The 14,016-nt window shown below is 63.7% G+C and carries 14 protein-coding genes; 11 read left to right on the top strand and 3 right to left on the bottom strand.

Annotated features, from left to right (window positions below):
* On the top strand, positions 1–1,362 hold a 1,362-nt coding region (locus FJ980_RS26145; RefSeq protein ID WP_140546576.1), incomplete at its 5' end, for an LTA synthase family protein.
* Between the two features lie 203 nt (positions 1,363–1,565).
* Here FJ980_RS26145 and FJ980_RS26140 read toward each other — a convergent pair.
* Positions 1,566–2,738 carry an NAD(P)/FAD-dependent oxidoreductase gene (locus FJ980_RS26140; protein ID WP_140546575.1) on the bottom strand — a complete coding sequence of 391 codons (1,173 nt, stop codon included), beginning with the start codon at positions 2,736–2,738 and terminating at the stop codon, positions 1,566–1,568.
* On the bottom strand, positions 2,735–3,298 hold the full coding sequence (locus FJ980_RS26135; RefSeq protein ID WP_348640666.1) for a class I SAM-dependent methyltransferase: 564 nt from the start codon (positions 3,296–3,298) through the stop codon (positions 2,735–2,737). Before FJ980_RS26135 ends, FJ980_RS26140 begins: the two co-directional genes overlap by 4 nt.
* On the opposite strand from FJ980_RS26135, the gene FJ980_RS35520 reads away from it, so the two are divergent.
* From FJ980_RS35520 to FJ980_RS26110, 6 genes are all read left to right on the top strand, one after another.
* Positions 3,200–3,697, top strand: coding sequence for a hypothetical protein (locus FJ980_RS35520; RefSeq protein ID WP_246676560.1), 498 nt, complete (start codon positions 3,200–3,202; stop codon positions 3,695–3,697). The genes FJ980_RS26135 and FJ980_RS35520 overlap by 99 nt on opposite strands.
* A 104-nt stretch (positions 3,698–3,801) precedes the next feature.
* Positions 3,802–4,818 carry a type III polyketide synthase gene (locus tag FJ980_RS26130; protein ID WP_246676558.1) on the top strand — a complete coding sequence of 339 codons (1,017 nt, stop codon included), beginning with the start codon at positions 3,802–3,804 and terminating at the stop codon, positions 4,816–4,818.
* The gene (locus tag FJ980_RS26125) at positions 4,818–6,035 is read left to right on the top strand and encodes a sulfotransferase (protein WP_140546572.1); all 1,218 of its coding nucleotides are present in this window, start codon (positions 4,818–4,820) and stop codon (positions 6,033–6,035) included. Before FJ980_RS26130 ends, FJ980_RS26125 begins: the two co-directional genes overlap by 1 nt.
* 9 nt (positions 6,036–6,044) lie before the next feature.
* The gene (locus FJ980_RS26120) at positions 6,045–6,659 is read left to right on the top strand and encodes an ABC transporter substrate-binding protein (RefSeq protein WP_140546571.1); all 615 of its coding nucleotides are present in this window, start codon (positions 6,045–6,047) and stop codon (positions 6,657–6,659) included.
* A gap of 16 nt (positions 6,660–6,675) precedes the next feature.
* Positions 6,676–7,389, top strand: coding sequence for an ABC transporter ATP-binding protein (locus tag FJ980_RS26115; protein WP_140546570.1), 714 nt, complete (start codon positions 6,676–6,678; stop codon positions 7,387–7,389).
* A 3-nt stretch (positions 7,390–7,392) separates the two neighbouring features.
* Positions 7,393–8,514, top strand: coding sequence for an ABC transporter permease (locus FJ980_RS26110; RefSeq protein ID WP_140546569.1), 1,122 nt, complete (start codon positions 7,393–7,395; stop codon positions 8,512–8,514).
* Positions 8,515–8,672: 158 nt separating this feature from the next.
* Here FJ980_RS26110 and FJ980_RS26105 read toward each other — a convergent pair whose 3' ends face one another.
* Entirely contained in the window at positions 8,673–10,283 is a 1,611-nt protein-coding gene (locus FJ980_RS26105) for a pilus assembly protein (protein WP_140546568.1), read from the bottom strand.
* Positions 10,284–10,718: 435 nt separating this feature from the next.
* Between FJ980_RS26105 and rpsF the strand changes: the two genes are divergently transcribed.
* The 4 genes from rpsF to FJ980_RS26085 all read left to right on the top strand — a co-directional run bounded on the left by rpsF (position 10,719) and on the right by FJ980_RS26085 (position 13,788).
* Complete coding sequence (gene rpsF / locus FJ980_RS26100; protein WP_140546567.1) at positions 10,719–11,204, top strand: 30S ribosomal protein S6; 486 nt, start codon at positions 10,719–10,721, stop codon at positions 11,202–11,204.
* The gene (gene rpsR / locus FJ980_RS26095; protein WP_006203718.1) at positions 11,204–11,452 is read left to right on the top strand and encodes a 30S ribosomal protein S18; all 249 of its coding nucleotides are present in this window, start codon (positions 11,204–11,206) and stop codon (positions 11,450–11,452) included. Before rpsF ends, rpsR begins: the two co-directional genes overlap by 1 nt.
* 219 nt (positions 11,453–11,671) lie before the next feature.
* A complete protein-coding gene (gene rplI / locus FJ980_RS26090; RefSeq protein ID WP_095767000.1) occupies positions 11,672–12,256 on the top strand; it encodes a 50S ribosomal protein L9 in 585 nt (194 codons plus the stop codon).
* Positions 12,257–12,501: 245 nt separating this feature from the next.
* The gene (locus FJ980_RS26085) at positions 12,502–13,788 is read left to right on the top strand and encodes a cyclopropane-fatty-acyl-phospholipid synthase family protein (RefSeq protein WP_140546566.1); all 1,287 of its coding nucleotides are present in this window, start codon (positions 12,502–12,504) and stop codon (positions 13,786–13,788) included.
* Positions 13,789–14,016 lie beyond the last annotated feature (228 nt).

Below are 14,016 nucleotides of genomic sequence, written 5' to 3'. Positions count from 1 at the left end.
GTGCCGCTGCTCGCCTTCTTCGTCTCGATCATGGACTACGCCACCTTCTCGTGGACTCGCGACCGGCTGCAGATCATCCCGATCATGTGGGACCAGAAGGAGAATTACGCCTCCAACGGCTTTGCGCTGGCCTTCGCGATGAACGTGCCGATGGCGCATGTCGCGGCGCCGCCCGGCTATTCCGAGAAGACGATGGCCGCGATCCAGCGCCCCGACGTCGCCGCTTCCGTGCCGAACGAGAAGCCGGATATCGTGGTGGTGATGAGCGAATCCTTCTGGGATCCGACGCACCTGCCCGGCGTCACCATCAAGCCCGACCCGATCCCGACGGTCAGGGCGTTGCGCTCCGGCTCGATGTTCTCGCCCGAGTTTGGGGGCATGACCGCCAATATCGAGTTCGAGGCGCTGACCGGCTTTTCCAACGCCTTCCTGCCGGCCGGCTCGATCCCCTATCAGCAATATGTGCGCACCCCAACTCCGTCGCTGGCGACCTTCCTGAAGAGCCAGGGCTACCGGGCGCGCGCCATCCATCCCGGCACCAACTGGTTCTGGAACCGCGGCGCCGTCTATGCCGATTTCGGCTTCAACGACTTCCGCTCCGAAGAGACGCTGCCGCCGATGGAAAAGCGCGGGCCGCTGGCTTCCGACGCGGCGATGACCGACGAGATCATCCGCGAGGCCGACGCCAGCGACGATCCGGTGTTCCTGTTCGCCGTCAGTCTGCAGAACCACGGTCCTTACGAGCCCTACCGCTACTACAACCCGACGCATTCGATCGACGCGCCGATCAGTTCCTGGGCGCGGGAATCGCTGCTTTCCTATGCCGAGGGGTCGGCCGACGCCGACCGCGGCCTGCAGCGCCTGATCGACTGGGCGAAGGCCCGCCAGCGGCCGACCATCATCGCCTTCTTCGGCGACCATCTGCCGCCGCTCGGACCCGTCTATGTCGAGACCGGTTTCCTCAAGGACAATGTCGCGCCGCGCAAAGAGCCGGCGGTCGCCGCGCTCGAACACCACGATACGCCTTTGGTTATCTGGTCGAACCGCTCCGGTCCGGTCGAGAACATTGGCTCGGTGAGCCCGGCCTTCCTGCCCTACCATATCCTGACCACGGCAGGCATCAGCCACCCCTATTACACCGGCTTCCTCGGCGCGCTGCGCGAACACTACCGGGTGGTCGACCGCAACCTGCTCCTGTCGCCCGTGGGCGAAGCAACGCCGGATTGGGCGAGGCAGAAGCAGATCGATCCGAAGATCAACGATTTCCGGCTCATTCAATACGACATGATGTTCGGCAAGCGGCTCTCGGCGCCCGACTTCTTCCCCGAGACGGTGAACAGGCTGGTCGCGCATACAAGCTGAGCTGAGCGCAGTCACAGCCGATCGCGGCTATCCCGGTCCGTGGTGGGAAACGATGCTTCGATGCCGGGCCTTGGAAAGGTTTTGTCGCTGCGATTTAGAGCAATTCCAGGAAAAGTGTGAGCGGTTTTCCGTCCGGAATTGCGTAAAAAACAAACAGACAGGGCGTTTCGCCGTTTCCGTGAAACGGTGAAACGCACTGAAAGTCAAAAGCCCGGAACGGGCTGGACCTTTCCACTCAGCCGAGCGCCAAGCGTCAAAGCGGCCGGAAAATTCTTGATCACGGCGCGCATGGCCGACGCGCCACCTGGCCCAAGCGCGATTTTGGCAATCAAGGCCGCGGCACGCAGACGGGTCGAGAATTGCCGACGCCATTCGCGTTCGTAGCGATGCCCGGCGGCGTCGCGGTCCTCGTGACCTTTGCCCGATGCGATCAGTTCTCGCGCAAGCAGCCAGCCCGATTGCAGCGCCATGGAAATCCCTTCGGCGATGACAGGATGCGATTCGCCCGCGATATTGCCGACACGGAAAATGCCCTGATCGTAGCCGGCCCGGATGCCGGGATGAATCGGCCCCGCAGCCAGCCATGGGCCATCCAATTCGGCACCTGCCAGCGCAGTTCGCACGCCTCGGCACGAGTCCAGGACGTGGCGCGATACCGCATCCGCCGCCGCAATATTTCCAAAGCGCCGGCGCAGCCCGGCTAGAACATCGCGGCGGATACAGCAGGAGATTGAAACCCGACCATGGTCCGCAGTTACCATCCCACCATATCCGCCTGGGAATACCAGCAGCGGCATCAGATCGGGCGCCAGCGCGGCGCCGGTAAAATGCGCCTTGAAGCCGAAAAGGTCGGAGGGTTGGCTGGTTCTTTCAAGCTGGCTCGGAAGTTTCCCGGTTTCCCAGGATCCGTGCGCGGCAATGATGACAGGTGTGCTGAGCAGCTTCTGTTGCTGGTCCGACTCCACAGTCAGAAATTGCAAGTCATCGCGCCGGCAGACGGCGACTGCCTTGCAAGGCTGGAGGATCTCGACACCCGCGCGTTCGGCGGCCTGCAGCAGGATGGTGTCCAGACGATCGCGGCCGAGCGCGCGGCCGAGACCCGTCTTGGCGCCCGGCATTCGCGCCTGCGCCGAGACATCGCCCGAAAAGAACCCGACGCGCCTTATTTCGGGGCCGGCTTCCGCGCGCCAGCTCTCGCCGACACCCAGCTGATCGAGCAAGGCAAGGCTGGTGCCCGACATGAATTCGCCGCAGACCTTGCGGCGAGGAAATACCACCTTCTCCACCATTGCCACCGACCAACCATGTTGGGCGAGTGCAATGGCGGTAGAACTGCCGGCAGGGCCGGCACCGATGACAATTGCGTCGTGCATCATTTCGTGTCGGGCGTGCTGGCGCCGACAAATCCTTGCGTGAACAGGCCTCTGCGGCCCTCCATCACGGGCGTTCCACCTGACAGTTGCCACAATTGTGAAAGTTCCGTGCCGCGAAACCCGGCGCGCACACTTTGCGCTGCATCATTCAGCGTTACCGCGCAGGCGCCGATCAATCGCAGGAACCGTGTCGCCACAAGCGGCACCTTGGCTCTCAACGGCTCCGTGGCGACGAGCATCGGGGCCATCGTCATCATCCGAGAAAACAGCTCCTGCAGACACACGTCGTCGAAGTGGTGGAGGATAAGGTTGGCGCAAACAAGGTCGAAGGGCCTGTCCTGGGTCCAATCGAACAGATCCGCAGTCACGGGCTGCGCCCGCCAACCCAATTCAGCGAAAGAGCTGCGCAAGTCCTCGCCTATCAGGCCGATCCTGTCGACCATGACGATCTCGACGTCGGGCCAATGGCGCGCCATCAGCCGCGCCACCGCCAGCATGAACTTTCCGTCGCCGGCGCCTATTTCGAGGATGCGCAGCGGCGGCTTTTGCACGTTTTGCCGCATCAGCGATGCCATGATCCTGGCCTGGAACATCAATGCATTGATGCGAACGAGATCGCGACGGGACGCAATCGCACTGGGATCGTCAGCCGGGAGGCCGTCAAGGAGTTCTGGCTCCAGATGCCGGATGTCTATGTCGGTCATGCGATGGATCGGAAATCCAGGCTTCAGCCGGCAATCCGGCAAATAGAATTCGGTCGTACCTTCATGGCCGCGCGCTGCCCGTCACGGAACCCGCATTTGAACCCAACCCGGATAGCGAAGAAAGTCGACCCCTTCATGCGAGATCGGAGGCTGATATCACAGTTTGCTAATGAGAAATATCGGCACCGCGCAATAAAATGCTCTATGCAGGCGTTTACCTTAGGAACACTTCTTCTCCAATTCGCAGACCTCTTATGAGCCCGATTGCGCTCATTTGAGACCCGATTGGGCTCATTCTCGGAGCTATTTTGTCCCCTCAAGCGTATCTGAACGGCATTGCCACGTGTGTCCCCGAACATGACGTGCATCGGTTCTTCCTCGGCTATGGAGCCTCGCTGCTTGAAAACGATGCGCAGCGCCTTGCGCTCTTCGAGCGAATGGTCGCTCTGGCCGGGATCGAGCATCGCTATTCCTGCTTTGCGCCTGCCGACGATCCGCGCGACGGGGCAATCGACCGCGACGGAACCTCGGTCAGAGGCTCGTTCGCCAGCACCGCAATGCGTATGCGGATGTACGAAGCCGCCGCACCGGAGCTCGCGCAAAGGGCCGTCGACAGACTTCTGGCCAACGACGAGCGCTCGCAAATCACGCATTTGATCGTGACGAGCTGCACCGGCTTTTCAGCGCCCGGCATCGACCTGGAGCTGGTGCAGCGATGCGGCCTGTCGACGTCGGTCGAGCGCACCATCATCGGCTTCATGGGATGCTACGCCGCCATCAACGCCTTGAAGCTGTCGCGCCACATCGTGCGATCGGATCCGAAGGCCCGCGTGCTGATCGTCAACATCGAATTGTGCACGCTGCATTTCAAGGAAGCCACCGAGCTCGAGAAGCTGATCTCGTTCTGTCTATGGGGCGACGGTTGCGCGGCCTCGCTGGTGACAGCCGAGCCGCACGGCATCCTGCTCGAAAGCTTCCACGCCATCGTGGCGGCGGAGCGCAAGGAGCTGATGAGCTGGAATATCCGCGACGACGGCTTTGACATGGTGCTGTCCGGCCAGGTTCCCGGTGCCGTCCGTGAGACGCTGCGCAACGAGCATCCGGCCATCCTCGGCGGCAGGCCCGCCAAGGAGATCGATTTGTGGGCGGTCCATCCCGGCGGCCGCTCGGTGCTCGACGCGGTCGAGCGGGCACTCGAACTGAAGCCGACCGCGCTCGCCGCATCGCGCGAAGTGCTCCGGCAATACGGCAACATGTCGTCGGCCACCGTAATGTTCGCGATGGCCGAAATGCTGAAGGAGCCGTCGGGCTTGCTCGGCTGCGGCATGGCGTTCGGGCCGGGATTGACCACCGAGACCATGATGTTCCGGACTGCCTGATGAAGTCAAACGCCATCCAGCACCGCGTCCGTGCTTTCGCAACCCGTTGGCTGGTGCCCTACTTGCCGTATCCGCACTTCATGTGTGTGGCACCTCTTGACGCCGTGTTGCGCGTCCTATGGCGTGCGGAAGGCCGGCTGCCTCCCGTTTATTGGCCGCGCTTGGTGCTCTTGCTCCTGATTTCGGGCATCAACACGATCGCCTCCCTGCCGGAGCGCGTGATCCTTGGGGCATGGCTGCGGCTGCGGCCTCCCCGGATGGAACCGGATAACGCGCCTGTGTTCGTTCTTGGCTACTTCCGCTCCGGGACGACTTTTTTGCAGAACCTGCTGTCGGCGGACCCGGACCTGAGATCGCCGGGCTGGCCGCAGGTCCTGGCGCCTCAGACATTCGTCCTTGGCTGGGCCCTGCTGCGCTATCTTTTCGTGCCCTTGCTGCCGTTGACGCGGCTGGATGCCGTCGTGCCGGTTGGCGCCAGGCTGCCGGCGGAGGACGACTTCGCATTGAACAATCTGGGTGGAATGTCGATCCTGGCGGGACGCGCCGTGCTTCCCCGCCGGCAAGCCTTCTTCAATCGATACCAGAATCTCGACTCGCTCTCGGCGCGAGAGCTGAGCCGCTGGCGCTCACATCAATTCGCCTTCGTCCAGAAGCTCACGCTCATCGCCGGAGGGCGGCGACTTCTGCTCAAGTCGCCGAGCCACACGGCGCGCGTCCGCCACCTTTTGGAGCTGTTCCCTGGCGCCAAGTTTGTCCACATCTCGCGTTCGCCGGAAGCCGTGTTCCGGTCCAACCTTGTTCTGACGCGCGAGTTGCAGCGTGCGTTCGCCCTGCAGCCGCCGCTGCCCGAGCACGAGCAGGAAGAGATCATCGCCAGCGAATATCTCGCGACGGAGATGCACTATCTGGCTGATAGAACCCGGATTCCAGCCGCCGACCTCGCCGAGGTGAGGCTAAAGGATCTGATTGCCGATCCGACGGGCGAGATGAAGCGAATCTACCGCGAACTGGGCCTGCCATTCTCTCACGGCTGCGAGGAGCGCATGCTGCAAGTCGCTGCGACGTTCGGCAAACAGCCGCGCAACCGCCATCCCGACCTGACGGAAGGGCAGAAAGCGCGCGTAGCCCGCCTCGAACCGCTCGCTTCCGGTTTCGGGCATGCGCCTGTGCTGCCTCCCGGGGCGCTCAATATTGACAGCCAACCGCGCATTGGATGACATGGCATCATGACGGCAGGCCTATTGTCATACGCAAGCTGGGCAGGTTTGGCCCGGCTGTTGCTCGTCCCTTTGTTGCTCAGCATCTGCGCCCCGCCGCTTTCGGCGGTTGCCGACGAGCAGGGCGATGCGATCAAGCTGGTTGAGACCGTGCGCCAGGCGGCGCTCGTACTCGGGCACGGCGGGCCCGCCGAGGCGCAGCTCCGATCGATCTCAGCGGCCTTCGACGGAAAGGGAATTGCCCAAGCCGTGCTCGGGACGCGTTGGCGCAGCGCGAGTGCGGACGACCGCGCCGCGGTGATCGATGCGCTTCTTTATGCCATCGCACACGGGCTGGCCGACAAGCTGGAGCGGACGCAGGACAAGACTTTCACCGTGCTCGGCACAAAGACTCTGGCCAACGGCGACACACTGGTGCGCAGCGAATTCCGCCGGCGGCTCCACGGCCCAACATCCGTGGACTGGCGTGTCCGCCGCTGCCGCGGGCAACTGTGTATCGGCGATGTCTTTGTCGACGGCGGGTCGGTGACCGTGCGGCAGCGGGACCGCATCGGCCAGATCCTCGCCGGCAATGGCGGCTCGATCCCCGCGCTTGTCGTCGATCTCAGGAAAGGCCGGGTATGACTCCTCGCCGGCGCTCATGTCCTTCCTCGTCGAATTGAGCAATGTCGGCCGCGATTTTGACGGCGGCCGCATCGTCGCCGTCGACGACGTGTCGCTCGCAATCGGGAATGACGAGACCGTCGCGATTGTCGGCCGCAGCGGCAGCGGCAAATCGACGATCCTGAACCTGGTCTGCGGGCTTGACCGGCCGACCCGCGGCGAAGTTCGGTTCGAAGGACGGGCCGTCAATGGAAGCGCTGCGTGGGCAGCGGTCCGGGCCAGCAGGATCGGCATCGTCTTCCAGAACTTCTGCCTGCTCCCCTCCTTGTCGGCGCGCGAGAACATCGAGGTGGCTCTGCTGGGAAACCTCGGCGGGGCGCGGCAGCGTCGCGCGCGCGCGCTGGAACTTCTGGCGCATTTCGGTCTTGCCGATCGCGCTGCGCTGCGGCCGGCCGAGCTTTCCGGCGGCGAACGCCAGCGCCTTGCAATTGCGCGGGCGCTTGCCAACCGTCCGAAGCTTCTTCTTGCCGACGAGCCGACAGGAAGCCTCGACGTGCAGACAAGCCAATCCGTCATGGACATTATCGGCAATGTGCATCGCGAGTTCGGGACCGCAGTGATCGTGGTGACCCATGACGAGGACGTGGCCGCATTGTGCGGACGGCGGGTCGAGATCTCGGATGGCCGCATCCGCTCGGACAGCCGGATGGCGGCAATCTCAGCGCCCGCACCGGCATCGCGGATCGGCTAGCCCATGACGGAGCTGACCCTGCCCTTGCGCGGTCTCATCGCACGTCCGCTGCGCACTTTGCTCACGGTGCTCGGCATCGCCTTGGCGGTCGCCGGCTTCGTGGCGCTTACCGGCCTGACCGCCGGCGTCCAGCGCTCATTTGCGTCGGGAATCGATGAGAACGGCGCGGATCTGGTGGTTAGCCAGCGCAGCACCTTCAATTTGGTGAGCAGCACCGTGCCCAGAGCGCTCGGCCCGGCGCTTTCGGCGGTGCCGAATGTCGAGGCGGTGTCGGGCGTTCTCCTCAACATCACCACCGCCGACGAGGACGCCAATATCGTCATGGCCGGCTGGCCAAGCGGCAGCTTCCTGTGGAAAGACGTGCCGCTCGTGGCGGGGCGGCTCCCTGTGCCGGGGGACCAGTGGCCGGTGATCCTTGGCCAATCGATCGCCGGCGCATTGGACAAGCGGGTCGGCGATAGCGTCGAGCTGCAGTTCCAGCCCTATCGGATCGTCGGCATCGCGTCGTTCTCGTCCATGCTGAACCAGAACAGCGCCATCGTTCCGCTCGAGGGGCTGCAGCAGCTCCTGTCGCGGGAGGACGCCTTTACCTTGTTCGAGGTGAGATTGAAGCGCCCGCTCGACGCCGACGGCATCGCCGCTGCCCGCACCCGGCTCGTTGCAGCCGCGCCGGGATTCGTGGTCGGCGACACCGAGCAGTTCGCCAACAGCATCCGCATCTTCGATCTGCTTCGGGCGATCGCCCGCACGATTTCGCTGGTCGTCATGGCGATGGCCTCGGTTGCGGTCGCCAACACGCTACTGATGGCCGTGAACGAACGGACGTTCGAGATTGGCGTTCTGGCGGCGCTTGGCTGGGCGCCACGGCGGATTCTTCGGCTCATCCTCATCGAAGGCGTCTTCATGAGCGCAGCCGGCGGCGTTATCGGCATCGTTCTCGGCGCCCTGACCATGGAAGCGGCGGCGAAGACAAGGTTCGCGGCGGGGCTGATCGTGCCTTATCTGTCAGGCTGGTCGATCGCCCAGGCGCTGATCTTCGTCTTCATCGCCGGCCCGCTCGGCGCACTCTACCCGGCTTGGCGCGCCACGCGTCTTCTGCCCGCTGAAGCGCTCCGCAGGATCTGACTTGTCGTGTCGGCCGGGGCAGCGTTCGGTGCCGATAGCGCCGGCAAAAGCATCGATCTGTCCGGAAGTCTGGCCCTGTTCGCCGTACGGCCTCACAGAAGGGACGCGGCAGGCCCCGTTCCGCCACGAGTGTTCTCATGCCGCGGCGCCAAGCCTCGTCAGTTGGTGAGCTGCAACCTGGAGAACTTGTGGGCGATCGTCTGGAAGACGTTGGGCAGCTTGGCCGGGTCCTCGACGGCGTAATAGTCGCTCGGGTCGGAAGCGCAGGCGCTGTAGAGCGAGCGGTTGGCCGCCGTGTCGGCCTGCAGCACCATAGTGTAAATCTGCACGCCCTGGCTCTTCAGCTGCGTGCAGACATCCTTCGTCCAACCGTCGACGTTGCGCGCCGCCGCCGCCTGATTGCTCGAACCGAAACGGCCGCTGGCGAGATAACCGTAGGAGGTGTAGTCCGATTTCTGCGGCGTGTTGCTGGCGCCGTAGACGACGTTCTCGCCGTCGGTCAAAAGCATCACCACCTTGGTGACGCCCGGCGTCTTGTACGGTGTGGCGTCGGTATAGGGCGGCTGCGGCGACAGCACCCGCTGACCCCAGGCCAGCCCTTCCGAAACGTTGGTGCCGGAGCCGTTCCACTCGGTCATCTGGGCGGCGGCCTGGCGCAGCTTGTCGAAGTCGTCGGTCAACGGAACGATGGGCGTCGGGCAGGCGCGGTTCGGGCCGATGGTGATCGTGCTGCCGGCCTCGGTGATCAGCTTGTTGGTCGAAGCCGGGTACTTGGCAATTTTTTCAGCATTTTTGCCGACGAGCTTGGTCTTCGATTGCGACAACTTCACATCGTCGACGGTGTCGTCGAGATAGGAGTTGTTGTAGCCGGCCGCGGAATTGCCGTAGCCGGCGGACGGCCTCTTGGCGACGTCGGGATCGTCGGGCGCGAAATAGGGCACGAACAAGGTGTCGGGCTTCGACGGATCCGGCGGCGCATCGGCGATGTTCAGTGCGCCCGGCCTCGCCTCGACGCAGCCTTTCCAGCCTGTGCCATTCCAGCCGGTGCGCTTCGACACCGGCACGTCTTCCTCGAGCTCCTTGAACAGCGTCATATGGTCGGGACGCTTGCCGTCGACAGGCTCGAAATTGACGCCGTTGGTCGAGGACTGGCCGTCCATGTCGATCCAGGCCGGGTCGAATTCGGGACCGTTGACGTTGACGGCGGTGACGAAGGGCACCAGCGACGCGTGCACGGGACGGGTCGGCGATTTGACCGCTTCGAGATAGTCGAGCACGGACGTCGTCGCCTGCCGCAGCGCGGTGATGCGGGCGCCGGCCATCGAGCCGGTGTTGTCCAGCACCAGCACCACTTCCAACTGGTTGTTGGATTCGACCGCACCTGCGTCGACGCTGATATGCCGTTCGCTGCCGAACAGGAACGCGAAGTTGAGGTTCACGTCGGCGCTGGCGGTGGCCTTGGTCTTCACGTAGCTGACGCCCTTGTCGACGGTCAGCGTCGCCTGGGCATTCGACAATTCGCCGCGGGTGGCGATATTGGCCTGGAAGTAGCGGTTGAAGACGTCGTTGCGGGTCACGTCCGCATCGCCGAGATGCGAGGAGGCGAGGTTCGCAGCGTCGAGAGCGTTCTGAAGATTGCTCTTGGCCCGCATCAGCGTCGAGACATCGGTGGCAAACGCCACCGCGGCCAGGATCGCCGGCACGCCCAAGGCCAGCACCAACGCGAAATTGCCGCTCCTCGAGCGCCAGAAATCCTTATGCAAAGCCAAAACCGCCCCCCCATTGGCCGCATTTCGCAATGAATTCCATTAGATACGAAGATGTTAATAAACCAGGAGCACCTTGGCGCTGGTTGAGAAAACAACGCATTTGATGGTTAAGGCAGACTTGCCTGGCGCGTGTAAACGAAACGGCCGGTTCGCAGGTCCGCGGCATCGGCGACGCAGGCCGGGCCTTGCCTTCCTGGCGAATTGCTATATAGACCCGCGCAATCTGCCGGTCCTTGCTGGGGGCTGAACGGAGGGCCGCGGCCTTTTCGAAGGTCGCGACACGAAGCCGGAAGGGCTTCCAGCCTCCCGTGTCTCCGCTCTCGACCGTCTCGTGATGCTCCTTTCTTCCCCGCTCTTTCGCGATCGGGTCAGACAAGTTGCAGAGGCTTAGCCGCGAGGGCCGGTGAGAGAAACGAAGAAAGGTACTTAAACATAATGGCTCTTTACGAACATGTGTTTCTTGCCCGGCAGGACCTGTCGCAGCAGCAGGTTGATGCGCTTGTCGAACAGTACAAGGGCGTCATCACCGCGAATGGCGGCTCGGTCGGCCGGATCGAGAACTGGGGACTGAAGTCCCTCACCTACCGGGTCAAGAAGAACCGGAAGGCTTACTACACGCTGATGGACATCACCTGCCCGCCGGCCGCGCTCAACGAAATGGAGCGCCAGATGGGCCTGTCGGAAGACGTCCTTCGCTTCCTCACCATCAAGGTCGAGGCGCATGAGGAAGGCGCCTCCGCGATGATGCAGAAGCGCGAAGAGCGCTCCGAGCGCGGCGGCTTCGGCGACCGCGACCGTGGCCCGCGTTCGTTCGGCGACCGCGACCGCGGCGACCGTGGTCCGCGTTCGTTCGGCGACCGCGAAGGCGGCGACCGTGGTCCGCGCCGTCCGCGCGAAGGCGTTGAAGGAGGTGCAGAATAATGGTCGACATCAACCAGATCCCGACCCGGCGTCCGTTCCACCGCCGCCGCAAGACCTGCCCGTTCTCCGGCGCCAACGCGCCCAAGATCGACTACAAGGACGTGCGTCTCTTGCAGCGCTACATTTCCGAACGCGGCAAGATCGTGCCCTCGCGCATCACCGCCGTCAGCCAGAAGAAGCAGCGCGAGCTCGCCAAGGCGATCAAGCGCGCCCGCTTCCTCGGCCTGCTGCCCTACGTGGTTCGCTGAGGCCTGAAAGTTCGATGCGGGCGCTTGCCGCCCGCATCCCCACCCACGGCGACGGGCGCCGCGCGGTTCAAGTCAAATCCCGAGTTGGGGCCGGATGGCCTCTAACTGCCAGGACAGGCAGGACAGCGACAAGAGCGGCGAGCGCCGCAAAGAGCTTCCTGACCTGTTCCAGATCATTGCGCCAGCCTTCCGGCCGGCGCCAACCGAAGGAACGAAACCATGGAAGTCATTCTCCTCGAGCGCATTTCCCGCCTCGGCCAGATGGGCGAGACCGTCAAGGTCAAGGACGGGTTCGCCCGCAATTTCCTGCTGCCGCAGGGCAAGGCGCTGCGCGCCAACGAAGCCAACAAGAAGAAGTTCGAGGGCCAGCGCGCCCAGCTCGAAGCCCGCAACCTGGAGCGTAAGTCGGAGGCCGCGCAGGTCGCCGAGAAGCTCGACGGCAAGAGCTTCATCGTGGTGCGCTCGGCCGGCGAGACCGGTCAACTCTACGGCTCGGTGTCGACTCGCGACATCGCCGATCTGCTGATCGCCGAAGGCTTCACCGTCAACCGCAACCAGGTCGAGCTCAACCAGCCGATCAAGACCATCGGCCTCTCCAACGTGGCGATCGCGCTGCATCCGGAAGTCGAGGTCACCGTGACGCTCAACGTCGCCCGTTCGGCCGACGAGGCGGAGCGCCAGGCCAAGGGCGAGACGCTGACCACCGCCGAAGCCATCTATGGCGAGGACATCAACGACAACGCCCGGCCGGAGAATTTCTTCGACCCGAACGCGGAATTCGAAGGCGGCGAAGAGAACGCCTGATCTCTGGGCCTGATTTGGCACATCCGCCGAAGCGTCGCTTCGGTTCGCAGACGTCCAGGATTTCTGGACCAACGCCCGGGTCTTCGACCCGGGCTTTTTTGTGCCAAAAGGAACTTTTCGACACCCCATATCTTGTGCACATTACAGCGTGGCGCGTCGATTGGACGCGGGCGAGGCGCCGTGGCATTTTCGATCTGGCATTCCAGTCCGATTACCGGGTGATCCGACTGAGGGGACATTTGGTCATGAATATCCTGTTGAAACACGTTCTCGAACGCCTGGTGCGGGCCGGCGACCTCAAGGTGACGGGGCCGAAGGGCGCGACGCACAAGTTCGGCGACGGCAGCGGCGAGCCGGTGCATATCCACATCAAGACCACGCATGCCGAGCGCGCCATCACCTTCGATCCGATGCTGGCGGTGCCCGAAGCCTATATGGACGGCGAGCTCGACGTGATCGAGGGCGGCGTTCTCGGCCTGATGCGCATCGCGTTCCAGAACATGGGATCGAGCGGCATCGACGTAACCTGGTCGAAAGCGATCGAGGGGCTGCGCCACGCCTTCCGCCGGCTGCAGCAGATCAACACCGCCGCGCGCTCGCGCCGCAACGTCGAACGCCACTACGATCTCTCGGGCGAGCTCTACAAGCTCTTCCTCGACGAGGACATGCAGTATTCCTGCGCCTATTTCGAACAGCCCGACATGACGCTCGACGAGGCGCAGCTTGCCAAGAAGCGACACATCGCCGCCAAGCTGAGGCTCAAGGCCGGCCAGACGGTGCTCGACATCGGCTCCGGCTGGGGCGGGCTGGGCCTCTATCTCGCCAAGGTCTTCGACGTCGACGTGCAGGGCGTCACCCTCTCCACCGAACAGCATGGTGTCGCCACCGACCGCGCGCATGCGCAGGGCCTGCAGGACCGCGTGCATTTCGAACTCAAGGATTATCGCCACATCAACGAACGTTTCGACCGCATCGTCTCGGTCGGCATGTTCGAGCATGTCGGCGTCAACCACTACCGCACCTTCTTCGACAAGGCCGCGACGCTGCTCAAGCCCGACGGCGTGATGCTGCTCCATACCATCGGCCGTTCCGGCGTGCCGTGGGCGACCAGCGCCTTCGTCCGCAAATACATTTTCCCGGGCGGCTACATCCCGGCGATGTCGGAGGTGATGCCGGCGATCGAGAAGTCGGGCCTCGTCGTCACCGATATCGAAATCCTGCGGCTGCATTACGCCGATACGCTCAAGCATTGGGGCGAGCGCTTCGCCGTCAACCGCGACAAGGCGAAAGCGATCTATGACGAGCGCTTCTGCCGCATGTGGGAGTTCTATCTCGCCGCCTCCGAGGCCGCCTTCCGCTGGCAGGACCTGGTGATCTTCCAGTTCCAGATCGCCAAGAAGAACGACACGCTGCCGATGACGCGCGACTACATGGCCAAATGCGAGAAGGCGCTGGAGCTGCGCGATATCGGCCACCAGGAGCCGGCGGCGCCGGCGCCCTCAAAGCCGACCCGCCGCAAGAAGGTGGAATAGGACGGTCTCGCGCGACAGAGGATAGCAACCAGCGTCGCGTTCCTTCGCGCCCCCCTCTGTCCTGCCGGACATCTCCTCCACTTGGGGCTTGGGATGCACACATCTTCTGTGACTGGTGCGACTGATCAGGCCGAGGCTTGATTGCCACGTAGTTCCCCCAATCCGTCGCTGCTTCGCAGCGCCACCTTTCCCCCCTCCGGAGGGAAAGGAAGGGAGCGTTGCTGGACG

The organism is Mesorhizobium sp. B1-1-5, assembly GCF_006443065.1.
Classification (GTDB): Bacteria; Pseudomonadota; Alphaproteobacteria; order Rhizobiales; family Rhizobiaceae; genus Mesorhizobium.
The sequence above is the reverse complement of the archived record's forward strand: the minus strand, read 5'-3'. Positions and strand labels throughout refer to the sequence as shown.

Bases quoted from the DNA above. Each gene is read 5' to 3' on its own strand.
- FJ980_RS26110 (WP_140546569.1), top strand. From the start codon at position 7,393: ATGACGGAGCTGACCCTGCCCTTGCGCGGTCTCATCGCACGTCCGCTG.
- rpsR (WP_006203718.1), top strand. From the start codon at position 11,204: ATGGTCGACATCAACCAGATCCCGACCCGGCGTCCGTTCCACCGCCGC.
- rpsF (WP_140546567.1), top strand. From the start codon at position 10,719: ATGGCTCTTTACGAACATGTGTTTCTTGCCCGGCAGGACCTGTCGCAG.
- rplI (WP_095767000.1), top strand. From the start codon at position 11,672: ATGGAAGTCATTCTCCTCGAGCGCATTTCCCGCCTCGGCCAGATGGGC.
- FJ980_RS26140 (WP_140546575.1), bottom strand. From the start codon at position 2,738: ATGATGCACGACGCAATTGTCATCGGTGCCGGCCCTGCCGGCAGTTCT.
- FJ980_RS35520 (WP_246676560.1), top strand. From the start codon at position 3,200: ATGGCGCGCCATCAGCCGCGCCACCGCCAGCATGAACTTTCCGTCGCC.
- FJ980_RS26085 (WP_140546566.1), top strand. From the start codon at position 12,502: ATGAATATCCTGTTGAAACACGTTCTCGAACGCCTGGTGCGGGCCGGC.
- FJ980_RS26135 (WP_348640666.1), bottom strand. From the start codon at position 3,298: ATGCGGCAAAACGTGCAAAAGCCGCCGCTGCGCATCCTCGAAATAGGC.
- FJ980_RS26115 (WP_140546570.1), top strand. From the start codon at position 6,676: ATGTCCTTCCTCGTCGAATTGAGCAATGTCGGCCGCGATTTTGACGGC.
- FJ980_RS26125 (WP_140546572.1), top strand. From the start codon at position 4,818: ATGAAGTCAAACGCCATCCAGCACCGCGTCCGTGCTTTCGCAACCCGT.
- FJ980_RS26120 (WP_140546571.1), top strand. From the start codon at position 6,045: ATGACGGCAGGCCTATTGTCATACGCAAGCTGGGCAGGTTTGGCCCGG.